This window comes from Streptomyces sp. NPDC096079 (genome assembly GCF_040303145.1).
In the GTDB taxonomy this organism is placed as follows: Bacteria; Actinomycetota; Actinomycetes; order Streptomycetales; family Streptomycetaceae; genus Streptomyces.
The window spans coordinates 242842-265904 of sequence record NZ_JBEOST010000008.1; the positions used below are offsets into that span (position 1 = coordinate 242842).

At 72.8% G+C, this 23063-nt stretch carries 23 protein-coding genes; 12 read left to right on the top strand and 11 right to left on the bottom strand.

Annotated features, from left to right (window positions below):
- Positions 1-13: 13 nt before the first annotated feature.
- From ABTY59_RS18910 to ABTY59_RS18935, 6 genes are all read right to left on the bottom strand, one after another.
- Complete coding sequence (locus ABTY59_RS18910) at positions 14-937, bottom strand: glutaminase (RefSeq protein ID WP_352020103.1); 924 nt, start codon at positions 935-937, stop codon at positions 14-16.
- Complete coding sequence (locus ABTY59_RS18915; protein ID WP_502995381.1) at positions 934-2028, bottom strand: enoyl-CoA hydratase/isomerase family protein; 1095 nt, start codon at positions 2026-2028, stop codon at positions 934-936. Before ABTY59_RS18915 ends, ABTY59_RS18910 begins: the two co-directional genes overlap by 4 nt.
- A gap of 125 nt (positions 2029-2153) precedes the next feature.
- A complete protein-coding gene (locus tag ABTY59_RS18920; RefSeq protein ID WP_352020105.1) occupies positions 2154-2837 on the bottom strand; it encodes a GNAT family N-acetyltransferase in 684 nt (227 codons plus the stop codon).
- A 287-nt stretch (positions 2838-3124) separates the two neighbouring features.
- Entirely contained in the window at positions 3125-3826 is a 702-nt protein-coding gene (locus ABTY59_RS18925; protein ID WP_352020106.1) for a ribonuclease H family protein, read from the bottom strand.
- A gap of 72 nt (positions 3827-3898) precedes the next feature.
- Entirely contained in the window at positions 3899-4816 is a 918-nt protein-coding gene (locus ABTY59_RS18930; protein WP_352020107.1) for a phosphatase domain-containing protein, read from the bottom strand.
- A gap of 3 nt (positions 4817-4819) precedes the next feature.
- Positions 4820-6028 carry an RNA ligase gene (locus ABTY59_RS18935; RefSeq protein WP_352020108.1) on the bottom strand — a complete coding sequence of 403 codons (1209 nt, stop codon included), beginning with the start codon at positions 6026-6028 and terminating at the stop codon, positions 4820-4822.
- Between the two features lie 192 nt (positions 6029-6220).
- Between ABTY59_RS18935 and ABTY59_RS18940 the strand changes: the two genes are divergently transcribed.
- From ABTY59_RS18940 to ABTY59_RS18950, 3 genes are all read left to right on the top strand, one after another.
- A complete protein-coding gene (locus ABTY59_RS18940; RefSeq protein WP_352020109.1) occupies positions 6221-6547 on the top strand; it encodes a hypothetical protein in 327 nt (108 codons plus the stop codon).
- Between the two features lie 256 nt (positions 6548-6803).
- Positions 6804-7385, top strand: a complete 582-nt coding sequence (locus ABTY59_RS18945) for a dienelactone hydrolase family protein (RefSeq protein WP_352020110.1) — start codon at positions 6804-6806, stop codon at positions 7383-7385.
- Between the two features lie 170 nt (positions 7386-7555).
- Positions 7556-8749 (top strand): YncE family protein, encoded by a 1194-nt coding sequence (locus ABTY59_RS18950; protein WP_352020111.1) that lies wholly within the window; start codon positions 7556-7558, stop codon positions 8747-8749.
- Positions 8750-8770: 21 nt separating this feature from the next.
- Here the strand turns inward: ABTY59_RS18950 and ABTY59_RS18955 are convergent, their stop codons facing one another.
- On the bottom strand, positions 8771-9343 hold the full coding sequence (locus tag ABTY59_RS18955) for an NADPH-dependent FMN reductase (RefSeq protein WP_352020112.1): 573 nt from the start codon (positions 9341-9343) through the stop codon (positions 8771-8773).
- Positions 9344-9467: 124 nt separating this feature from the next.
- On the opposite strand from ABTY59_RS18955, the gene ABTY59_RS18960 reads away from it, so the two are divergent.
- Entirely contained in the window at positions 9468-10850 is a 1383-nt protein-coding gene (locus tag ABTY59_RS18960) for an NAD(P)/FAD-dependent oxidoreductase (RefSeq protein ID WP_352020113.1), read from the top strand.
- Positions 10851-11009: 159 nt separating this feature from the next.
- Here the strand turns inward: ABTY59_RS18960 and ABTY59_RS18965 are convergent, their stop codons facing one another.
- Complete coding sequence (locus ABTY59_RS18965; protein ID WP_352020114.1) at positions 11010-11816, bottom strand: hypothetical protein; 807 nt, start codon at positions 11814-11816, stop codon at positions 11010-11012.
- 155 nt (positions 11817-11971) lie between these two features.
- On the opposite strand from ABTY59_RS18965, the gene ABTY59_RS18970 reads away from it, so the two are divergent.
- From ABTY59_RS18970 to ABTY59_RS18980, 3 genes are all read left to right on the top strand, one after another.
- Positions 11972-12412, top strand: a complete 441-nt coding sequence (locus ABTY59_RS18970; RefSeq protein WP_352020115.1) for a GNAT family N-acetyltransferase — start codon at positions 11972-11974, stop codon at positions 12410-12412.
- Between the two features lie 79 nt (positions 12413-12491).
- Positions 12492-13571 carry an NAD(P)H-dependent amine dehydrogenase family protein gene (locus ABTY59_RS18975; protein ID WP_352020116.1) on the top strand — a complete coding sequence of 360 codons (1080 nt, stop codon included), beginning with the start codon at positions 12492-12494 and terminating at the stop codon, positions 13569-13571.
- Complete coding sequence (locus ABTY59_RS18980; RefSeq protein ID WP_352020117.1) at positions 13568-14056, top strand: carboxymuconolactone decarboxylase family protein; 489 nt, start codon at positions 13568-13570, stop codon at positions 14054-14056. The genes ABTY59_RS18975 and ABTY59_RS18980 overlap by 4 nt, the downstream gene beginning before the upstream one ends.
- Before the next feature lie 79 nt (positions 14057-14135).
- On the opposite strand, the gene ABTY59_RS18985 is transcribed toward ABTY59_RS18980, so the two are convergent.
- From ABTY59_RS18985 to ABTY59_RS18995, 3 genes are all read right to left on the bottom strand, one after another.
- The gene (locus tag ABTY59_RS18985) at positions 14136-15785 is read right to left on the bottom strand and encodes a GMC oxidoreductase (RefSeq protein ID WP_352020118.1); all 1650 of its coding nucleotides are present in this window, start codon (positions 15783-15785) and stop codon (positions 14136-14138) included.
- Between the two features lie 162 nt (positions 15786-15947).
- Entirely contained in the window at positions 15948-17405 is a 1458-nt protein-coding gene (locus tag ABTY59_RS18990; RefSeq protein ID WP_352020119.1) for an aspartate ammonia-lyase, read from the bottom strand.
- A gap of 351 nt (positions 17406-17756) precedes the next feature.
- Positions 17757-18863, bottom strand: coding sequence for an asparaginase (locus ABTY59_RS18995; RefSeq protein WP_352020120.1), 1107 nt, complete (start codon positions 18861-18863; stop codon positions 17757-17759).
- 118 nt (positions 18864-18981) lie between these two features.
- On the opposite strand from ABTY59_RS18995, the gene ABTY59_RS19000 reads away from it, so the two are divergent.
- The 5 genes from ABTY59_RS19000 (at position 18982) to ABTY59_RS19020 (ending at position 23063) form a co-directional block, all read left to right on the top strand.
- Positions 18982-19446 (top strand): Lrp/AsnC family transcriptional regulator, encoded by a 465-nt coding sequence (locus ABTY59_RS19000; RefSeq protein ID WP_352020121.1) that lies wholly within the window; start codon positions 18982-18984, stop codon positions 19444-19446.
- A gap of 188 nt (positions 19447-19634) precedes the next feature.
- On the top strand, positions 19635-20438 hold the full coding sequence (locus ABTY59_RS19005) for an endonuclease I family protein (RefSeq protein ID WP_352020122.1): 804 nt from the start codon (positions 19635-19637) through the stop codon (positions 20436-20438).
- Positions 20439-20769: 331 nt separating this feature from the next.
- On the top strand, positions 20770-21300 hold the full coding sequence (ectA, locus tag ABTY59_RS19010; RefSeq protein WP_352020123.1) for a diaminobutyrate acetyltransferase: 531 nt from the start codon (positions 20770-20772) through the stop codon (positions 21298-21300).
- 49 nt (positions 21301-21349) lie between these two features.
- Entirely contained in the window at positions 21350-22633 is a 1284-nt protein-coding gene (ectB, locus tag ABTY59_RS19015) for a diaminobutyrate--2-oxoglutarate transaminase (RefSeq protein WP_352020124.1), read from the top strand.
- 25 nt (positions 22634-22658) lie between these two features.
- On the top strand, positions 22659-23063 hold the full coding sequence (locus ABTY59_RS19020) for an ectoine synthase (RefSeq protein ID WP_352020125.1): 405 nt from the start codon (positions 22659-22661) through the stop codon (positions 23061-23063).

The following is a 23063-nucleotide window of genomic DNA, read 5'->3' on the forward strand; positions in this document are numbered from 1 at the left end:
GTCCGCAGGCGGCTCAGAAGACCGAGAGGCCCGTGATGGTCGTGAAGCGGTCCAGGGCGGCCACGCCCGCCACCGAGTTGCCCCGGCTGTCCAGGCCGGGGCTCCAGACACAGAGGGTGCAGCGGCCGGGGACGACCGCGACGACCGCCCCGCCGACACCGCTCTTGCCGGGGAGCCCGACGCGGTAGGCGAAGTCACCGGCGGCGTCGTACGTGCCGCAGGTCAGCATCACGGCGTTGACCTGCTTGGCCTGACTGCGGGTCAGCAGGCGGCTGCCGTCGGCGCGGAGCCCGTGCCGGGCCAGGAAGCCGGTGGCGAGGGCGAGGTCGGCGCAGGACGCCTCCAGGGAGCACTGCCGGAAGTACTCGTCGAGCAGGTCGGGGACGGGGCCCGTGATGTTGCCGTACGAGGCCATGAAGTGGGCGAGGGCCGCGTTGCGGTCGCCGTGGGCGGCCTCGGAGGCGGCGACGCCGGTGTCGAACGCGAGGCCGGGATTGCCGCTCTCGGCGCGCAGGAAGGAGAGCAGGGCGCCGGAGGCGTCGCCGGTGAGACGGTGCAGGCGGTCGGTGACGACGAGGGCGCCGGCGTTGATGAACGGGTTGCGCGGGATGCCGTGCTCGTACTCCAGCTGGACGAGGGAGTTGAACGGGTCGCCGGAGGGTTCCCTGCCGACGTGCGCCCAGAGCGCGTCGCCCTCTCCGGCGAGGGCCAGCGCGAGGGTGAAGACCTTGGTGACGGACTGCGTGGAGAAGGGGCGGCGCCAGTCCCCCACTCCGTACACCGTCCCGTCGAGTTCGGCCACGGCCATGCCGAAGTCGTGCGGGTCGCCCGCCGCGAGGGCCGGGATGTAGTCGGCCGGAGTGCCCCGGTCGGTGAGCTCCGCGAGCTCCTCGGCGATGCGGTCGAGGACGGGCTGGAAGGAGGTGTTCGCCGTCACGCGCCCTCACGCGCTCCCCGGTCGGCGGCCTGGGCGGCCGGGGAGGCCGAGCCCAGGCCGAGGTCGCCGCCGGACGGCACGGCGAAGTAGCGGGCGGTGTCGGCCTCCGTGACCTCGGCGAGGGTGGCCGGGGTCCAGTGGGGGTCGCGGTCCTTGTCGACGACCTGGGCGCGGATGCCCTCGACCAGGTCGGGGGTGGTGAGGGCCGCGCAGGAGACGCGGTACTCGAGGTCGAGGACCTCCTCCAGGGTGGTGAGCGCGCGGGAGCGGAGCAGGGTGGCCAGGGTCGCCTTGAGGGCGGCCGGGGACCGCCCGAGGAGGGTCTCGGCCGTCTCCTTGGCGGCGGGCGCCCCGCTCTCGAAGAGGCGCTCGACGATCTCCTCGACGGTGGGGGCGCCGTAGCAGGCGTCGATCCATGCGCGCTGCTCGGCGAGGACGCCCGGCGGCGGGGCGACGGCGTACCGGTCGACGGCCTGCGCGGCCGGCAGAACCGTCAGGGCCCGGGCCAGGGAGGGCAGTTCGGCCGAGGGCACGCAGGCGTCGGCGAGGCCCGCGAGGAGGGCGTCGGCGGCGCCGACGGGCGTGCCGGTGAGGGCGAGGTGGGTGCCGAGTTCACCGGGGGCGCGGCCGAGGAGGTACGTGCCCCCGACGTCGGGCACGAACCCGATGCCGGTCTCGGGCATGGCGACCCGGGAGCGTTCGGTGACGACGCGGACGGAGCCGTGGGCGGAGACGCCGACGCCGCCGCCCATCACGATGCCGTCCATGAGGGCGACATAGGGCTTCGGGTAGCGGGCGATGCGGGCGTTGAGGCGGTACTCGTCCCGCCAGAAGGCGGCGGAGGCGGAACCGCCGGCGCGTGCGTCGTCGTGGATGGCGCGGATGTCGCCGCCTGCGCAGAGTCCGCGCTCCCCGGCGCCTTCGACGACGACGGTGGTGACGTCCGGATCGTGCTCCCAGTCCGTGAGCGCGCCGTCGACGGCGAGGACCATGGCGTGGGTGAGCGCGTTGATGGCGCGGGGCCGGTTCAGGGTGATGAACCCGGCGCGTCCCTCCGTCCGGAGGAGCACGTCGGGGGTTCCGGTCGGCACGATCACTCGGTCCCTTCGGGTGGCACGGCTCTGTGTCCCGGCCACCGTACCGGGACGTGCCGCGTCCCTCCGGGACGGGGTGGAGGGGGACGTGGTCACGGTGTGACCACGTCCCTTGTCCGGCCTCAGGCGGGCAGGAGGTCCTGCGGGATCCGGACCTGCCGGGGGGTGGACAGGCGCAGTTCGATGATGTCCCGGACGGTGGGCCATTCCTCGTCGAGGATCGAGTAGAAGGCCGTGTCGCGGACGGCGCCGTCGAGGCCCCGGGAGTGGGCCCGGCGGATGCCTTCGCAGGTCGCCCCGAGGCGTTCGATGGCGATTCTGGACCGGGTGTTGCGGGCGTCGGCGCGCATCGTGATGCGGCGGACGCCCCAGGCCTCGAAGGCGTGCCGGAGCATGAGGTACTTGGCCTCGGTGTTGATCCCGGTGCCCCGGGCGTCGCCGGCGATCCAGGTGTTGCCGATCTCGGCGGCGTCCGGGACGGCGGTCAGCGGATCGCCGTGGGGCATGCCGGGAACGGGCGGCCAGACCAGCGGTCCCCGCCAGTAGTCGAGTTCGAGGAAGCGGGTCGAGCCGATGACTCGTTCGTCGGCCGTACTGACCAGGGCGAAGGGCAGGCATCGGCCTGCCGCCTGATCGGCGAGGGCGCGGGCGATGTAGTCGAGGGCCGATTCGAGGCCGTCGGGTACGGGGGTGAAGGCGTAGGCCGATCGGTCCGCCCCGCCGGCCCGGGCGAGGGCTTCGGCGTGCCGCATCGCCAGCGGCTCCAGGCGCACGGAGCGCCCGGTCAGGAGAACAGGTACTGGCACGGGTCCTCGGGTCTTTCACGGGCAGGGACGACCACCACCACGGAGAGGCCGCGGCGGCAGCAGGAGGGGGTTCTCGTCCGGTGCCGAAGGTGTCGTGAGAACGACAAATGAGCAGGTAAAACGGTTCGCCACCGGGTGCGAGGAGGATCAGTATGCAGCCACAACCGCTCCGAGAACAGAACCCCGGGAGAACCCGCGTCCACGCGGGGGTGAAGCCTGCCGTACGCCCGGCCCGGACGGTCTCACGGGCCGGACGGGGCCGCCCGCCAGTCGGACGGCCCGTCGGCTCAGACGCAGGTGGGATGGCCCCAGCCGTCGGAGTTCTTCGCGATGGTCTCGCCCTTGTCGTAGGCACGACCACAGCGGCAACGGCCCGGGAATTTCGCGTTCAGGGTGCCGCCGGACGGGCGAGTCCTGCGGGCGGAACCCCCACCGGAACTCGCGGAGCCCGCACGGGGCGCAGAGGAGCGCGCCCGGGGCGTGGAGGCGCGTGCGGCGGGCTCCGCCGGAGGCAGCTCGGAGCCGGCCGCCGAGGCCAGGGGCTCCTGCGTCCGCGCGGAGTGGCTGGCCGCGCGGTCCGCGGCGTCGTTGAGGGGGTCGCCGTCGACCTGGTGCGCCGGGACGTACACGAAGTCCACGTCCCGGCCGGTGAGCAGCGCGTCGATGCGCACGACCAGGTCCTTGTTGGCCACCGGGGTGCCCGCGGCGGTCTTCCAGCCCTTGCGGCGCCAGCCGGGGAGCCAGGTCGTGACGGCCTTCATGGCGTACTGCGAGTCCATGCGGACCTCGGCGGGCACGCCGGGGTCCAGAGCCTCCAGGAGGCGCTCCAGGGCCGTGAGTTCGGCCACGTTGTTGGTCGCCCGGCCGAGCGGGCCCGCCTCCCAGCGGTCGACCGCCCCGTCGGCGCGGCCGATGACCCATGCCCAGGCCGCGGGCCCGGGGTTTCCCTTCGACGCGCCGTCGCACGCCGCGATGATCTTCTCCACCATCCCACGATCCTGACACGGCGACGGGGGTGGGCGGTCCCACCCCCGTCGGCCGGACACGACCGGGGCGGCCGGTCAGAAGGCGCCGTAGTTGACCTGCCAGGTGGGCAGGCCCATCCGGCGCCAGAGGGCGACGACGCGGTCGCGGTCGTCCAGGGAGACCCGGACCGCGTACCGGTGGCGCACATGGGCGTCGAAGAGCTCCGCCTTCACCAGGTCGTCGCCCCGGCCGTCGCCCGAGGCGCGCATCCACAGCTCGTCGTACGGCACCTCGTGGCGGGCGAGCCAGCTCTCGGTGAGGGCCCGGTGGTCCTCGCTGCGCCCGGAGAGCAGCACGATCCGGTCGCTCTCGCTGTGCCGGAAGGCCCGCAGGGCGTCGCGCACGGAGGCGTTGATCAGGTCGCGGTCGCAGCGGGAGAAGTCGTACGGGCCCCGGTCCACGCGCAGCGCGAGCGTGCCGTCGATGTCGCACATGACGGCGGTGGGCAGCGCCGGGTCGGGGACGTACGGCTCTCCGACGGCGGGGCGGTCGTTGAGCCAGTCGGCGGTGAGCCGCCAGCCGCCCCGGGTGGCCTTGGCGTGCTTGTCGGCCAGGATGCGGATGATCTCCTCGCCGACGGGCCGGTCCCTCGCGGCGTCGCGGCGGACGCACTCGTCGACGGGGACGTCGGTGAAGTCGTGGACGGCGAAGGTGGCCAGGCCGCCCACGGCGGCCTTCAGCCGCTTCGGGATGTGCGGGGTCAGATGCGTGTTGTCGACGACGACGTCGAAGCCGTCGTCGACGGCGGCGCGGACCGCGGCGTCCTGGATGCCGAGCACGGTCTGCTCGTGCCGGTGGGACCGGCCGCGGTCCGGCGCGGGGACGTCGAGCATGGAGCGGAGGTCGTCGAGGTTCACGCGCCGCACCCGGCCCTCGGCGGCGGCCTGGAGGGCGCGGGCGGCGGTGGTCTTCCCGGAGGCCGGGAGCCCGGTCATGAGGTGGACGACGGGCACGGTTCAGTTCTCCTGGTCGTGGGCGAAGGGGTCGGTGGCCTCGGGGCGCAGCTGTCGCCAGACGAGGAGTTCGGTCGGGCGCCCGTCGAGGCGCAGGAAGAGCAGGGCGCGCAGGGCCCGGTCGGTGAGGCCCGCCGCGGCGCGGGCGAAGGCCGCCCGGTCGCCGGCGAGGTGCGCCACGCGGGCGTAGGCCTCGTCCACGGCCCGCTCGCGGTCCGCCGCGGCCGTCTCCAGCCGGGTGATCACCGCCCGCACCCAGGCGTCGAACTCGTCCGGGACCTGTTCGAGGAGGGCGTCCAGGGGCTTTCCGCCGGAGGCCTCGACGTCGGTGACGGCGCAGCCGAGGCCCTTGGCGACCTCGCCGGCCGGGAGGCCGGCGAAGCGCTGGATGCCGTGGCCGCGCCAGATGTCCCGCTCGGTGACCCCGGTGAGGACCTTGTGCAGGCGCACGTACTCGCTGAGCTTGGCCTTGGCACGCAGGCCGGAGGCGAAGCGCAGGACGAAGCCCTCGGCGTCGGTACCGGTGGCCGGGGTGCCGCCGGGGAGGGTGTTGGACTCGGTCAGGGCGACCAGCTCGTCCACGCCCATGGCGGGCCAGGTGCGCACGACGGAGCCCAGGGGCTCCCAGCCCTCGCCGGCCTCGGCGAGGGGCAGTTCCGTGCCGTCCGCGCGGAAGGCGGCCAGCAGCACGAGGTCGCGGCGCTCGCCGTAGTTCACGACGATGCGGTTGCCGGGGTAGAGCATCTCGGCGAGGTACGTGACGCCGGGGGTCAGGCCGGTGGTGTCGGCGGCGTCCAGCCGGCGCTGGGCCCAGGTGGCCTGGCCGCTGGTGAAGGAGCCCTTGGAGGCGACGTGCCAGCGGTCGGCGTAGTGGAAGAGCACGGCGAGGCTGCCGTCGACCTTGTCGTAGACCTCGAAGGGTTCGTCGGGCAGCGGCGGCGCGTAGGGGCGTCCGCCGTGGTGCTCGGAGAGGTTGAAGAACTTGGGGAGGGGGAGCGCCACGATCCGCCCGGTGGTGTCGTCGGCGACGAGCCCTCGGCAGCGCGTGGTGGCGCTGTTCCAGTGCTGGGCGTACTGGCACGCGCGCGTGTACGTGTAGATCGACAGCGGCAGCTCGGGGTGGTGCTTGCGCGTGACGTGCCCGTCCGCGAGTGCCGCGGCGAGCTCGTCGGACGGCATCAGGTCGTGCAGAGTCAGGGTCGCCTGGCTCATGGGGGTCCCTCCCGTGTGTCGCGTTGATCCATTCTCGGGCGGGGAGGCCGGGCGGAACACCGATTTTCCCGGGGCCGCCCGCCGTCGGGGGTGCCGATGCGGCGCCCGACCCCGGGCGTGTCGGTGGTGCCCCGTAGACTCCCGGTCTGCCCGTCGGTGACGGATCCGGCGCAGACAGAGGAAGCGAGCCCCATGAACCACGCGGACGGCACGGCACCGATCTACGCCGAGCTCATACGGGAGCGGGGGGACGTTCCCGGTGACGTCCGTCAGGTCGCCGAGGAGGTCATGCGGGACCTGAGCCGTGTGATCCAGATGCCTCCGCAGGGGGTCCCCGGGCCGCAGGGCGCCGTCGTGCACGCCGGAGCGGGGCATCCCGGCGTCGGCGCTCCGATGGGGGTCGGCGGTCCGATGGGGGGCGGCGCTCCGATGGGGGTCGGCGGTCCGATGGGTGTCGGCGGTCCCGCGGGCATCGTGGGCCAGGCGGGCGCCGTCGTCCCGCACCGGCCGATGCGCTGACCGTCTCCACAAGCGCCTGCGTCCCGCACCGGGCGGCTCTCTGACCGTCTCCACAAGCGCGTGCGTCCCGCACCGGGCGGCTCTCTGACCGTCTCCACAAGCGCCTGCGTCCCGCACCGGGCGGCGCTCCACTCCGTCCCCCTCCCCCGGGAAGCGGGCCTGCGGGCGTTGTCAGTGGTCTGCGTCATGCTGCCTTCCGAAGCGGCCCGTGCCGTGCGGCGGACGGGTCTCGTGCGGAGACACAGGGGATGACGACATGGCCGAGGTACTGCTGTTCCACCACGCGCTCGGGCTGACGGAGGGCGTTCACGCGTTCGCCGACGGGCTGCGGCGGGCCGGGCACACGGTCCACGTGCCCGACCTGTACGAGGGGCGTACCTTCACGGACCTGGAGGCCGGCGTCGGCTTCGCCCAGGAGACCGGCTTCGAAACGGTCCTGGCGCGGGGCGAGGAGGCGGCCGAGGGCCTGCCCGACGCGCTCGTGTACGCCGGTTTCTCGCTCGGGGTGCTGCCGGCGCAGAAGCTGGCGCAGACCCGGCCGGGGGCCCTCGGCGCGCTGCTGTTCAGCGCCTGTGTGCCGGTGACCGAGTTCGGCACGGCCTGGCCGGAGGGCGTGCCCGCGCAGGTGCACGGCATGGACGCCGATCCGTTCTTCGTCGACGAGGGGGACCTGGCGGCGGCGCGCGAGCTGGTGGCGGGCGCGGACGACCGGACGCTGTTCCTGTACCCGGGGTCGGCCCATCTGTTCGCCGAGCGCGGCACCCCCGACCACGCTCCTGAGGCGACGGCGCTCTGCGCCGAGCGGGTGCTGTGCTTCCTGGACGCCCTCGGACGGTGATCCCCCACGGCTCCGGGTCAGCCGATCGGTGGACCCCGGTGTCGGCCGTCCCGCCGCCCGGGAGGGGCCGTGCGGCCGACCGGGGTGCGGCGGGCCCGGGCGGAGGATCGGGGCAGGGCGCGGACCCCCGGCGGGGCCGTCCGCGCGGTCGCCGCACCGAGGAGTCCGTCATGCAGAAGTTCCGCCGTCCGTCCCGGGCCGCCCGGGTGCTGCTGCCCGGCGCGGTGGCCGTGGTCCTGCTCGCGGGCTGCGCCCAGGGCTCCGGAGGGACGGCGGCCGCCACCGGGACGACGGTTCCGTCCGGGACCTCCTCCACGGGCGGATCACCGGCCCCGGCTTCGCCGGCCCCCGGTTCCCCCGTCACCGTGACCCCGGGTCCGGGCGGCGCGGCCGTGCCGGGGACGCTGCTCGTCGCCGACTTCGGCTCCGACTCGGTCACGTTCGTCGATCCCGCGCGGGGCGCCACCGGCTCGGTGAAGGCCGGCACCGCTCCGTACGGGCTGGTCGTCGGCGCGGACGGGCGGGCCTGGGTGGCGACCGCCGAGGGCGTGGCCGTGGTGGACACGGCGAGCCGGGAGCGCCTCGCCCTGATCCCGTACCGGACGGACACCGGGCCGGTGACCACGGGCGAGTACCGGGGCGGGGGCATGGGCATCGCGCTCGCCCCGGACGGGCGGCGGGTGTACGTGGGGGTGAACGTGCCCGGCGGGAACGGCACCCTGGAGGTCGTCGACACGGCGACGCTGAAGGTGACGGACGTCGTCCCGGTCGGCCGGCGCCCCTTCGACGTCGACGTGTCGCGGGACGGTGCCGAGGTGTACGCGACGAACCACGACTCCTTCGACGTCACGGTCGTGTCGGCGGGGACGCTGGAGACGCGCCGGATCGAGGTCGCCCCGTACGGCACGGAGGGCGGCATCGGCTCCTGGCTCAAGCCGCACTACGCGGCGGTGCGGCCCTCGGACGGGAAGCTGCTGCTGCCCTTCGAGGGTGAGCGGCTCGCGGTGGTCGACCCGAGGACGGGCCGGACGGCGATCGAGCCGATGACCGCGAACACCCATCAGCACGGAGCCACCGTGACGGCGGACGGGACGCTGCTGACCGTGGGCACGGGGCCGATCGACCCGGACGCGGACGCGGGGCCGTCCCTGACGGTGCGCACGCCGGACGGGGCCGAGCGGGTCTACCCGCTGGAGGGCCCGCACGAGGACGTGGCGGTGTCCGCGGACGGCCGTACCGCCTATGTGACGGGCGGCTTCACCCGTGACGGGTACTGGGACGGACTGACGGTGGTCGACCTGGGCTCGGGCGACACCCGTCGGCTCCCGGCGGGCTCGCGGCCGCTGGGCATCGCGGTCCTCTGACGGCCGCCGGGGCGGGGCGCCTCAGCGCTGGGGCGGCAGGACCGTGAGGACGCGCTCCACGAAGGCCTTGAAGTCGGCCATGAAGTCGGTGAGGAACTGCTGGGTCGTCGGGTCGGTGACCTCGCCGTCCTCGCCGAACAGCCCCGGGGTGAACTGGATGTACGCCTCCGGGGCGTTCATCTGCGGGGAGTTGCAGAAGCTGAGCACCGAGCGGAGGCTCTGCTGGGCGACGGCCGTCCCGATCTTTCCGGGCGAGGTGCCGATGACGGCGGACGGCTTGTGGGTGAAGGAGTTCGTGCCCCAGGGGCGGCTGGCCCAGTCGATGGCGTTCTTGAGACCGCCGGGGATGGACCGGTTGTACTCGGGGGTGACGAAGAGGACCGCGTCGACGGCCGCGATGGCCTCCTTGAGCGCCCTGCCCTCCGGCGGGTAGTCGGCGTCGAAGTCGTGGTTGTACAGCGGGAGGTCCTTGATGGGGATCTCCTCGAACTCCATGCCTGGAGGCGCCACGCGCAGCAGCGCGCGGGACAGGATCCTGTTGATGGACTTCTCGGACAGGCTGCCGACGAAGTAGCCGACCTTGTACGTGGTCATGCGCGCTGTTCCGCCTTCCGTTGCGGGCCCGTGCGGTCTCCTGCGGAAACGTAACCCGAGGAGCGATACGTCACCAATCACGATAGAAAGGGTGAAACGACGGTCATACGGAAGGGCGGACAGGGTGACGCGACCGAAGATCCTCGTGGTGGGCGCCGGTTTCGCCGGAGTGGGCTGCGTACGGCGGCTCGAACGGCGGCTCGCCGAGCGGGAAGCGCAGATCACGCTCCTGTCGCCCTTCTCCTACCAGCTGTACCTGCCGCTGCTCCCCCAGGTGGCGGCGGGCGTCCTGACCCCGCAGTCGGTCGCCCTGTCGCTGCGACGCAGCCAGCGGCACCGGACCCGGATCGTCCCGGGCGGTGTCGTCGGGATCGACACGGCGGCGAAGGCCTGCGTGGTGCGGACGATCTCCGGCGAGTTCGTGACGGAGCCGTACGACCACGTGGTGCTCGCGCCCGGCAGCGTCACCCGCAGCTTCGACATCCCCGGACTCGCCGACCACGCGCGCGGGATGAAGACGCTCGCCGAGGCCGTGTACATCCGGGACCACGTCATCGCCCAGCTCGACCTCGCGGACGCGAGCAACGACGACGCGGAGCGGGCAGCGCGGCTGCGGTTCGTCGTGGTCGGCGGCGGTTACGCGGGCACGGAGACGGCGGCCTGCCTCCAGCTGCTCACGGCCAACGCGGTCAAGCGGTACCCCCGGCTCGACCCCGATCTCATCAAGTGGCACCTGGTGGACATCGCGCCGAGGCTGATGCCGGAGCTGGGCGACAAGCTGGGCGCCGCCGCCCTGGACATCCTGACGAAGCGCGGCATCGAGGTGTCCCTCGGGGTGTCGGTCGCCTCGGTGGACGACGAGGCGGTGACGCTCACCGACGGACGGGTGCTGCCGAGCCGGACGCTGATCTGGACGGCGGGCGTGGCCGCGAGCCCGCTGATCGGCACGCTCGGCGCGGAGACCCTCAGGGACCGGCTCGTCGTCTCGGCCGAGATGGACGTGCCGGGGCTCGACGGGGTGTGGGCGCTCGGTGACGCGGCGGCGGTCCCCGATCTCGCGAAGGGCGAGGAGGGGGCGATCTGCCCGCCGACGGCGCAGCACGCGATGCGGCAGGGCAAGGCCGTCGCCGACAACCTCGTCGCGACGCTGCGGGGCGAACGGACGCATCCGTACACGCACAAGGACCTCGGGCTCGTGGTGGACCTGGGCGGGATGGACGGGGTGTCGAAGCCGCTCGGCGTGGAGCTGCACGGGGCACCCGCCCAGGCCGTGGCGCGCGGTTACCACTGGGCGGCGCTGCGGACCAATGTGGCCAAGGCCCGGGTGATGACGAACTGGCTGCTCAACGCGGTCGCGGGCGACGACTACGTACGGACCGGGTTCCTGGCCTCGAAGGCGGGGACGCTGCGGGACTTCGAGTACACGGACGCGTATCTGACGCCGGAGCAGGTCCGTCTGCACACGGGCTCGTTCCGGGGGGCGGTCGGGTCGGGCGGCGGGAACTGACGGGGCGCGGGCGCCGGCGCGGGAACCGACGGGGCGCGGGCGCCGGCGCGGGAACCGACGGGGCGCGGCCGGCGCGGGAACCGACGGAGGCGCGGGCGCCGGCGCGGAACCGGCGGGGCGCGGCGCCGGGCTCCCGTGCCCCGGCGCCGCGCGGGTCCGTCAGCGGGCCAGTGCCGACACCGGGCCCATGACGACGACGGGGTCCGCCGCCGGGTCGAGGGCCCGCAGGAGGGTGCGCAGCGCCTCCCGGTCCAGGGCGATGCAGGCCTGGGTGGGTCCGCCGTGGTCGACGTGGATCCAGACGCCGCCGCCCTTCTCCTCGCCGAGGGGGCGTTCCTTGTCGAGGGGGGTGCGGCCGGACACCCGGTTGTAGTCGATGGCGATCACGTGGTCGAAGGAGCCTTCGAGGGGTTCGCCCTCGAAGCCGGTGCCGCTGATGGCGAACTCCTCGTCCTGGTCGTACGGGAGCCGGGCGCCGGGATCGGGCAGCAGACCTCCGGCGTCGCCGAGGCCGAAGACGCCGATGGGGGTGCGCAGGTCACCGGCGTTGTGGTCCTCGGTCCACCCTTCGAGGGCGTTGTGCGCGGGCCACGGTCCGGCCGCCTCGGTCCACCGGCCGGACGGGTCGCGCCGGTACAGCGTGGCGGTGGCCGTGTGGGAGTCGGCGGTGGAGCCGGTGACGACGAAGGCCTGGGTGGTGCCGTCGGGCACGAGGGCCTGGGTGGTGGGGCCGAGGCCGGGGATCCGGGGCGCCGGGACCGGGGCGGAGGCGAGGTCGTTCGCCGCCGTGCCGGGTGGGCCCGGGGCGGGCCTGCTGTCGCCCTGTGCGGGCGAGGACGAGGGGGTGGGGGCGGCGGGTGCGGGGGTGGGGCTCGCGCAGCCGGTGAGCAGGCAGCCGGTGAGCGACAGGGCCGCGCACAGTGTGCCTGCGCTCAGCAGCGCGGGGGCGCCCTTGCGGACGGGCATGGGACGGCATCCTCCTGGCCGGGGGCAGTGCAGGCGATCCGTACCCGTTCGGCGGGCCGCGCTGCCCTCGTGACCGCGCCCTCACCCGTACGGACGTGTGGGCCGTGCTCCGGAAAGGGCTTGACCGCCGGGTTCCGGCAGGCTTTTCTGCGGGGATGAGTGATCTTCGTATCGAACGGGCGCGGACCGAGGAGCAGCTCGCCGACTGGCGGGCCGTGCACAACACGATCATTCCGACGGCGGTGCTCTCCCCGGAGGAGGTGCGGGAGCGTGCGGGTCGCAACCGGCTGGACGTCGCCTACCTCGGGGGCGTGGCGGTGGGGTGCTCGACGGTGCGTCCGCCGGACGGGGAGACCCCGGCGGCGACCGTGATCGCGCGGACGCTGCCGGACTACCGGGGACGGGGTTTCGGGACCGCGCTGTACGAGCGGGGGCTCGCGCACGCGCGGACGCTGAGCGAGGAGGGCGTGGAGACGGTGGTCCTCGCCTCGAACGAGGAGGGGCTGCGGTTCGCGCTCGCGCGCGGCTTCGTGGAGGTGGAGCGGTACGTGCTGCCGGGTGACACGATTCCCTTCGTGGCGCTGCGGCTGGCCTGACGGACGACTTTCTGACGTTCCGTCAGAACATGGTGTCGCGGGTCTGGGAACCTTCGGTGCCCGGCGCTACCCTCCGCGCATGATTCGTACGGTGGTGTGGGGTACCGGAAACGTCGGGCGGGCGGCCATCCGTGCCGTGGACGCCCATCCGGGTCTCGAACTCGCGGCCGTGCTCGTGTCCGACCCGGCCAAGGTCGGCCGGGACGCGGGCCGGCTCGCGGGGCTCGGACGCGATCTCGGAGTGGCGGCCGTCGACGACGTCGGCGCCATCCTGGACGGGCGGCCGGGGGCGGTGGTGTACGCGGCCTCCGGCGACACCCGGCCCGACGGGGCGCTCGCCGACGTGGCTCGGGCGGTGGCGGCGGGCGCGGTGGTGGTGACGCCCGCCCTGTATCCGTTGTACGACCAGCGCAACGCGCCGCCCGAGTTCCGGGACCCGGTGCTCGCGGCGGTCGCCGGGGGCGGCGGGTCGCTCTTCGTGTCGGGCGTCGACCCGGGCTGGGGCAACGACGTGCTGCCGCTCCTGGTGAGCGGCCTCGCCGCCACGGTGGACGTGATCCGCTGTCAGGAGATCTTCGACTACTCGACGTACGAGCAGGAGGAGTCGGTCCGGGAGCTGGTCGGGATGGGCAAGCCGCTGGAGTACGAGCCGCCCATGCTGTGGCCCTCGGTGCCGACCATGATCTGGGGCGGGCAGATACGCCTGATGGCCCGCGCGCTCGGGGCCGAGGTCGACGAGATCCGGGAGACGCTGGAGCGGCGTCCGCTGGAGTCCTCGGTGAAGACACGGACGATGGGCGTCTTCGAGGCCGGGACGCAGGGCGCGGTCCGCTTCGAGGTCCAGGGGATCGTCGGCGGGGAGCCCCGCATCGTGATCGAGCACGTCACCCGGATCCATCCCTCGTGCGCGCCGGACTGGCCGGTGCCGCCGGACGGGGCGGGCGCGCACCGGGTGATCGTCGAGGGCAGTCCCCGGATCGAGGTGACGGTGGCGGCGACCGACGAGGGCGAGAACCGCTCGGCGGGCGGGAACGCCACGGCCGTGGGCCGGCTCGTCGGGGCGATCGAGTGGCTGGCGGCGGCGGAGCCGGGACTGTACGACGCGCTGGACGTGCCGCTGCGGCCGGCGGTCGGGAAGCTGGGAAGGAGACCACGGTGATCATCGACATTCCCGAGGGGCAGGAACCGATCGGGTACGTGTGGGGCGACATGGTCCCGGAGATCGGGACGGCGGCGGCGAACTTCTCGCTGTCGGTGTACGCGCACACGACCCTGGGGCTGCGCGAGTTCGAGGCGGCCCGGCTGAGGATCGCGCAGATCAACGGCTGCGGGTTCTGTCTGGACTGGCGTACGGACCGGGACGGGGTGAAGGTCGAGGAGGGCTTCGACGCGCTCGTCGCGGCCTGGCGCGAGACGGAGGTCTCGGAGGCCTTCGACGAGCGGACGCGGCTCGCGGCCGAGTACGCGGAGCGCTATGCGCTCGACCACCACGGACTCGACGAGGAGTTCTGGGCGCGGATGACGGCGCGGTACAGCCAGGCGGAGATCGTGGAGCTGACGATGAGTCTGGGGTCCTGGCTGGCGTTCGGCCGGCTCAACCGGGTGCTCGGCCTCGACACGGTGTGCGTGCTGCCGACGCACTGAGGGCGCGGAGAGGGGCCGGCCGGTGATCCGGCCGGCCCCTCTCTCGCGTGGGGGGCGCCCCTCTCTCGCGTGACGGCGGTCAGAAGTCCTCGGCGATGATGCGCTCGATGTTGCGCTCGGCGAGGGCGGTGATGGTGACGAACGGGTTGACGCTGGTGTTGCCGGGGATGAGCGAGCCGTCGATGGCGTAGAGGCCCTGGTAGCCGTGGAGACGCCCGTGGTTGTCGGTGGCCCGGTCGAGGACGGCGCCGCCGAGCGGGTGGTAGGTGAGGTGGTCGCCCCAGATCTTGTACGCCCCGAAGAGGTCGGTCCGGTAGATCGTCCCCTCCTTGCTGTTGATCTTGTCGAAGATGGACTTGGCCATGTCGATGGACGTCTGCTTCCAGGCCCGGTCCCAGCTCAGGTCGACCCTCCCGGTGGCCGGGTTCCAGCTGAACTCGGCGCGGCGCGGGGTGCGGGTGATGGAGAGGTAGAACGAGGCGTAGGTCTCGATGCCGGTGGGCAGCGGGGCGACCTCGGCGAAGGCGCCGCCGGCGTTCCAGTTGTCGATGCCGGCGGTGGGCATGGACGACTGGAGCTTTCCGGTGGGGTCCCACATGTGGTTGGCGCGGCCGCACATGACGTTGCCGTTGTCGCCCCAGCCCTTGCCGATGTGCTCGTTCAGCGCGGGCAGGGCGCCGGTGGCCTTCAGCCGGGTGAGGAGCTTGCTGGTGCCGACGCTGCCGGCCGCGAAGAAGACCCGGTCGGCGCGGACGGTCTTGGTGACGAGGGTGGCGCCGGTGGTGTCGATCTGGTCGATGACGACGGTGTAGCCGCCCGTGGCCGCCGGGCTGACGGAGGTCACCCGGTGGAGCGGCGAGACGTTCACGCGGCCGGTGGCGGCGGCCTGGGCGAGGTAGGTCTTCTGGAGGCTCTTCTTGCCGGCGTTGTTGCCGTAGATGACCTCGCCCTCCAGGGCGGACTTCTGGACGGCCCCGGCGGCCTCCTGCTTCATGTAGTCCCAGTCGTAGACGTTGGGCACGAAGACGAAGGGGAAGCCGGAGCGCTGGGCGTGCTTGCGGCCGACCCGGGCGTACTGGTAGCAGTCCTGGTTCTCCCACCAGTTGACGTCCACCGAGCTGACGCCCAGGCCCGCGTTGGCGCGCGGGTAGTAGGTGGCGTACATCTCGGCCGGGTCGACGGTCGGGAGGATCTCCCCGAAGCGCTCCCGGAGCGGGGTGACGGCCATGCCGCCGTTGACGAGGGAGCCGCCGCCGACCCCGCGCCCCTGGTAGACGGTGATGCCGGCGAAGTCCTCGGCGTCGAGGATGCCGGTGTGGACCGGCACGTCCTTGTCGAGGGGGAAGCCGAGGAACTGGCTCAGCGGCTGCTTGGTGCGGGTGCGCAGCCAGAAGGACCGGTAGTCCGGCTTGGTGGTGTTGGCGAAGATCTTGCCGTCCGGCCCGGGGGTGTCCCAGGCCATGCCCATCTCGATCATGTGGACGTCGACACCGGCGCGGGCGAGCCGCAGCGCGGCGACGGAGCCGCCGTAGCCGGTGCCGATGACGAGGGCGCGCACCTGGGCGCCGTCGGGGATGGGGGTGCAGTTCAGGCCGGGGACCTCCGCGCGGGCGGGCGTGGTGATCGTTCCGGCGAGGGCGGCGGCGCCGAGAACAGAACCTGTTCCCGCGAGGAATCTGCGGCGGTTGAAGCGGGGATCTCCCTGGGCGGACAGGGGGTGTTCACTCATGTGATCTTCCTCACTCGCGAGTGAATGGGAACACGTTCTACGACCGTGCGCCGAGGAAGTCACGAGAAACTGCCCGGTAACTTCGGGCCGGAAAGGCCCCACTCCTGGTGGGTGACGGGCACAGGGGCGCGTCACCGCACCGGAGCGGCCGGGGGCCGGGGGTCAGGCGAGGGCGGGACCCGGGAGGTCGGCGAGGGCGGGGCCCGGGGCGCCGGTGAGGCGCTCGGGGGTGAGGAGCTCGGCGAGGCGGTCGGCGGGCAGCAGGCCCTTCTCCACGGTGAGTTCGACGACCCCGCGGCCGGTGGCGAGCGCCTCCTGGGCGATGGCGGTGGCGGCGGTGTAGCCGAGGTGGGGGTTGAGCGCGGTGGCGAGGCCGATGGAGTTCTCCACGGCCGCGCGGAGCGCCTCGGTGTTGGCGGTGATCCCGCTGACACAGCGCTCGGCGAGGGTCAGACAGGCGGCACGGAGGGAGAGCAGGCTCTTGGAGAGCGCGTGGAAGATGACCGGCTCGAAGGCGTTGAGCTGGAGCTGTCCCCCCTCGGCGGCCATGGTGATGGTGATGTCGTTGCCGATCACCTCGAAGGCCACCTGGTTGACGACCTCGGGGATCACCGGGTTGACCTTCCCGGGCATGATGCTCGAACCGGCCTGTACCGGCGGCAGGTTGATCTCGCCGAGGCCGGCGCGCGGCCCCGAGGAGAGCAGCCGCAGGTCGTTGCAGGTCTTGGAGAGCTTCACCGCGATCCGCTTGAGGACTCCGGAGAGCTGGACGAAGGCGCCGCAGTCCTGGGTGGCCTCGATGAGGTTGGCGGAGGTCACGAGCGGCAGACCGGTCAGCCCGGCGAGCCGGCGGCGGGCGGTCTCCGCGTAGCCGGGGGCGGCGTTGAGGCCGGTGCCGATCGCGGTGGCCCCGAGGTTGATCTCGTGGATGAGCTCGATCGCCTCGGCGAGGCGGCCGCGGTCCTCCTCCAGCATCACGGCGTACGTGGAGAACTCCTGGCCCAGCGTCATGGGCACCGCGTCCTGGAGCTGGGTGCGGCCCATCTTCACGACCTCGCGGAACTCCAGGGCCTTGGCGGCGAAGGCGTCCTGGAGGACGGCCATGGCCTTCAGGAGCTCACGGGCCGCGCCGATCGCCGCGATGCGGATCGCCGTCGGGTAGACGTCGTTGGTCGACTGGCCGAGGTTGACGTCCTCGTTCGGGTGGAGGTGCGCGTAGTCGCCCTTGGCGTGGCCGAGGAGCTCCAGGGCCCGGTTGGCGACGACCTCGTTGGCGTTCATGTTGGTGGAGGTGCCGGCCCCGCCCTGGACGACGTCCACGACGAACTGGTCGTGGAGCCGTCCCGTACGGATCTCCCGGCAGGCCCCGGCGATGGCGGCGGCCTTGTCGGAGGGGAGCAGGCCGAGCTCCTCGTTGGCGCGGGCGGCGGCCTCCTTGACCGCCGCGAGCGCGTCGATCAGGAGGGGGTACACCGAGATGGGCGTACCGGTGATCGCGAAGTTCTCGGTGGCGCGCAGCGTGTGGACGCCCCAGTAGGCGTCGGCGGGCACGTCCCGGTCGCCGAGCAGATCGTGCTCGCGCCGGACGGGGCGGTCGTGCGGGGCCGGTACGGGAACCATCAGGGGCCGTCCTTGAGGAAGGTGGGGAGGGTGGGGAGGGAGGTGTACGGGGAGGGCCCGAGGCGCTCGCGGCGGTCCACGCGAGCGCGTGCGGGAGCCGACGGCTGCCCCGCGCGCAGGGCACGGCGGGATCCCGGGACCCCCGGGCGCGGGGGCCTTGGCGCGGCCCGCGCCGTCCGCGGCCCGGAGGGCTTCACGCGCGCGCGTGCCCGTCGCCGGTTTCGGGCACGCCGCGGCCACCGTGCGGTGCGGGCGGGCGCGGCGGCTCGGTGCGCCGGTGAGGGGAGGTTGATTCCGGCTCGCGGGCGGGCGGGGGGTGCTCCGTCCGCGAGCCGGGGTTCCGGGGCGTCGTCAGACGCGGGCGGCCACGGCCGAGGCCGAGCGGGAGCCGCCGGTGGCCAGCGCCGGTTCGGCGCGGACGGGCCCTTCGAGGAGGCGGCGCAGGAGGACGGTGCCGCGCACGGGGTCGCCCTCGGCGAGGAGCGTCGCGAGGAGGGCGATGCGCGCCTGACCGGCCCGGAGGGTGCCGGTCAGCAGGGCCCCGGCGGCGACGAGGTCGACCGCGCCGCCGCCGGTGTATATCTCGGCGAGCGGTCCGGCGGGGACGCGGGTGGTCACGGCGACGAGGACGCCCTGGGCCACCGCGTCCGCCACGGCGGCGGCGATCTCGGGGGTGGCGTTGCCCGCTCCGGTGGCGACGAGGACGATGCCGCGGGCGCCCGCGGAGATCGCGGCGTTCAGGAGGAAGGCGTCGCCGTCGGAGTGGTGCGTGATGATGTCGACCCGGGGCAGCGGGGTGGCGTCGGAGCCGGTGACCCCGGGGTCCGCGGTCCGCGCGGCGGCCGGCAGCGCCAGCGGGGCGGGGCGCTCCGGCTGCCGCTCGATGTCGACGCGGGAGAACCCGACGCGGCCGAGGCGCTCGGCGGACGGGTCGGAGAAGGCGTCGGCGGCGAGGGTCTGGGACTTCACGGTGCCGCGCGCCGCGTGGACGCGTCCGTCGAAGACGACGAGGACGCCGAGGTCACGGACGGAGGAGGCGACCTGGAGGGCGTCGTAGAGGTTGCCCGGTCCGTCGCCGTCACCGGTGCCGAAGGGCCGCTGGGCGCCGGTGAGGACGACGGGGCGGGAGTCGGCGTGGTGCAGGTCCAGGAGGAACGCGGTCTCCTCCAGGGTGTCGGTGCCGTGGGTGACGACGATGCCGTCGACGCCGGGGTCGGCGAGGGTCTCGTGGACGGTCCGCAGGAGGGCGAGCTGGTGGGCCGAGGTCATGCGGGAGCTGTTCACGTTGAACAGGTCGACCACCTCGACGGTGACGCCCTCGGGAAGCGGCGCGGTGGCCAGGACGTCGTCGCCCGAGGCGTCGGCCGCGTATCCGGTGCCCTGCCAGCGGCTGGCGATCGTGCCCCCGGTGCTGATGACGACGATCCGGCGCGCTCCCCCGTCGTTCGTCCGCTTCATGCCTGCCGTCCTTACTCCGTACCCATTTCTCCTGCGATCGCAACGATAGGACAGGGAGTGCGCAAGACGATTGCGAAATCAGCCCGTGCTTTGTTTCATCGTGGTAGACAATTGCGCCATGGACCGAATCGATCTCCATATCTTGCGCGAGCTCCAGAGCGACGGCCGGCTGAGCAACCAGGAGCTGGCCCAGCGGGTCGGACTCAGCCCCTCCCCCTGTCTGCGCCGGGTGCGCCAGCTGGAGCAGGACGGGGTGATCCAGGGCTACCGGGCGATCATCGACCCGGAGGCGGTGGGGCGCGGCTTCGAGGTCCTCGTCTCGGTGGAGGTGCGCCGGGACCGGGAGACGGTGGAGGCCTTCGAGGAGGCGCTCCAGGACGTGCCGGACGTGATCGAGGCGTACCGGCTGTTCGGGAGCCCCGGCTGCCTGCTGCGGATCGCGGTGGCGGACCTGGCGGCGTACGAGCGGCTGTGGATCGAGCGGCTGACGACGCTGGCGGGGGTCACCGAGGTCAACTCGCAGATCATCATGAAGCGGATCAAGGAGCCGAAGGGGATGCCGGTGGACGTCCGGGGCATCTGAGGGCCCCGGATGACGGATGCGGTTCCGCCATATGCGAGAACGTCATGGAACAGCCTCCTCCTCGTTACATGACAGGTACCTGACGTGTGCCACCCTCCCGATGACACGAAGTCAACACGCGTAGACAGCGGTTCCGTTGAGCCGGCGCCCGCTGTCCGCCGCGTACCGTCCCCGGGAAAGGGCCCCCCATGTCCGTTGTGCGGATCGGCAGATGGAAGGTGTGGGCGACGGCCGTCGCCGCCGCCCTCGTCGGCGTCACGCTCCCCGCGGTCACCGCGACTCCCGCGAGCGCCACGACCACCGCGTACGACACCACGTACTACAAGGACGCGATCGGCAAGACCGGTACGAGCCTCAAGTCCTCGCTGCACACCATCATCAGCAGCCAGAGCAAGATCTCGTACGACGCGGTCTGGAACGCGCTGAAGAACACCGACCAGGACCCGAACAACACCAACAACGTGATCCTGCTCTACAGCGGCGTCTCGCGCAGCAAGTCCCTCAACGGCGGCGCCGTGGGCAACTGGAACCGCGAGCACACCTGGGCGCAGTCGCACGGCAACTTCGGCACCTCCGCCGGCCCCGGCACCGACCTGCACCACCTGCGGGCCGCCGACGTCCAGGTCAACAGCACCCGCGGCAACAAGGACTGGGACAACGGCGGCAGCCCGGTCAGCGGCGCGCCGGGCAGCTACACGGACAGCAACTCCTTCGAGCCGCGCGACGCCGACAAGGGCGACGTGGCCCGCATGATCCTCTACATGGCCGTCCGCTACGAGGGCGGTGACGGCTTCCCCGACCTGGAGCCCAACGAGTCGTCCACGAACGGCAGCGTCCCCTTCCACGGCCGCCTCTCGATCCTGAAGCAGTGGAACGAGCAGGACCCGCCGAGCGCCTTCGAGGAGCGTCGCAACGACGTCATCTACTCGACGTACCAGGGCAACCGGAACCCCTTCATCGACCACCCCGAGTGGGTCGAGGCGATCTGGTAGTCCGGGCGCGGCGGAAGTGACGGAGCCGGGCCGGGTGCGACGCACCCGGCCCGGCTCTCGCCATGTCGGCCTCTGCACCTGACCGCTTCCGGCGCCTTCAAACGCGAAATCGCAGATCGTCTCACGTTTTTGATGGACGGACCGCGACAACCCCGAGGCGTTATGTGTCCGTTATAAACGGTCATTTTGATCGCCTTTACTCCCGTTTGCCACCCGGTCGAGCACGCATTCCGGTCACGCGGGACGTCGGCGCACCTATCACGTCCACTCGTGCGCAGACAACCCCATCGCCCCAGGACGTTCCCCGAACGGCTCGGTAGCTTCGGCGCCCATGACCACTGCCCCTCTGACATCCCCGACCAGCGACGTCACCGTCGGCCCGGCCGAGATCGCGGACGGCGCCGAGCTCTGGCGGATCGCACGCGGCTCGGGAGAACTCGACCTCAACTCGCCGTACAGCTACCTGCTGTGGTGCCGTGACTTCGCCGACACCACCGCCGTCGCCCGTGACGCCTCCGGACGGCCCGTCGGCTTCGTCACCGGCTACCTGCGCCCCGACGCGCCCGGGACGCTCTTCGTCTGGCAGGTCGCCGTCGAGGATTCGCACCGTGGAACCGGGGTAGCCGGGACCCTGCTCGACGCTCTGTCCGCCCGAGTGGCGGCCGAGCACGGACTCGACCGGGTGGAGGCGACCGTCACACCGGGGAACCAGGCGTCCGACCGGCTCTTCCGGTCCTACGCCCGCCGGCACGGCGCGGATGTGACGCGCGACGTCCTCTTTCCCTCCGCCTCGTTCCCGGTGTCCGGGCACGAGGCCGAGGTGCTGTACGGCATCGGCCCCCTCGCACTCCCGGCGTCCTGAGCCGAGCCCCGCCCACTCCCCCGCACCACACCCCTGGAGAAGAGACTCCGTGACCCTGACCTACATGGCCCCCTCCGTCTTCGAGACCGTCGAGTCCGAGGTCCGCAGCTACTGCCGCGCCTGGCCGGTCGTCTTCGAGCGCGCCAGTGGGAGCCGGCTGTACGACGAGCAGGGACGTCCGTACCTCGACTTCTTCGCCGGGGCGGGCTCGCTCAACTACGGCCACAACAACCCGGTGCTCAAGCGCGCCCTCCTCGACTACCTGGCCGACGACGGCATCACCCACGGCCTCGACATGTCGACGACCGCCAAGCGCGCCTTCCTGGAGACCTTCCGCACGACCGTCCTGGAGCCGCGCGCCCTGCGCTACAAGGTGATGTTCCCCGGCCCCACCGGCACCAACGCCGTGGAGGCCGCCCTCAAACTCGCCCGCAAGGTCACGGGACGCCAGACGGTCGTCTCCTTCACCAACGCCTTCCACGGCATGTCGCTCGGCTCGCTGGCCGTCACCGGGAACGCCGCGAAGCGCGCCGGGGCGGGCGTCCCCCTGCACCACGCCGCACGGATGCCCTTCGACGACTACCTGGACGGGCAGGTCACCGACTTCCTCTGGTTCGAGCGGCTCCTGGACGACGCCGGCTCCGGCCTCGACCACCCGGCGGCCGTGATCGTGGAGACCGTCCAGGGCGAGGGCGGCATCAACGTCGCACGCGCCGAGTGGCTGCGCGCGCTGGCGGAGCTCTGCCGCCGGCACGGGATGCTCCTCATCGTCGACGACATCCAGATGGGCTGCGGACGCACCGGCGACTTCTTCTCCTTCGAGGAGGCGGGCATCACGCCCGACATCGTCACCCTGTCCAAGTCGATCAGCGGCTACGGACTGCCCATGTCCCTCTGCCTGTTCCGTCCCGAGCTCGACGTCTGGGAGCCCGGCGAGCACAACGGCACCTTCCGCGGCAACAACCCCGCCTTCGTCACCGCCACCGCCGCCCTCGACGCCTACTGGCGCGACGGGGCCCTGCGCGAGCGCACCCTCGGCCGCGCCGACCGGGTGGAGCGCGCCCTGCTCGACCTGTGCGGCGACGACGAGGGCACCGGCCTGGCCGTGCGCGGCCGCGGCCTCGTCTGGGGCCTGGAGTTCACCGACGGCGAGCGCGCCGCGGCCGTGTGCCGCCGGGCCTTCGAGACCGGTCTGCTCCTGGAGACCTCCGGGCCCCGCGGCGAGGTGGTCAAGCTGCTGCCCCCGCTGACCGCGACGGACGACGAACTCGACGAGGGCCTCGGGATCCTGGCCCGCTCCGTCCGCCACACCGCCGGCCGCCGCGCCGCCTGATCACCCCACGGAAAGGCCTCAGACCATGATCGTCCGTTCCTTCGACGAACTCGAGAACACCGACCGGCACGTGCGGGCCGCGTCCGGGACCTGGGAGAGCAAGCGCATCGTCCTCGCCCGCGAGCAGGTCGGGTTCTCCCTCCACGAGACCGTGCTCTACGCCGGGACCGAGACCTCCATGTGGTACGCCCACCACGTCGAGGCCGTCGTCTGCACCGCCGGCGAGGCCGAGCTCACCGACCACGAGTCCGGGCGCACGTACACGATCCTGCCCGGAACCATGTACCTGCTCGACGGACACGAACGCCACACGCTCAAGGTCAAGCAGGACTTCCGCTGCCTGTGCGTCTTCAACCCGCCCGTCACCGGCCGCGAGGACCACGACGAGAACGGCGTCTACCCGCTCCTGACCGAGCCCGGTCAGGCCTGA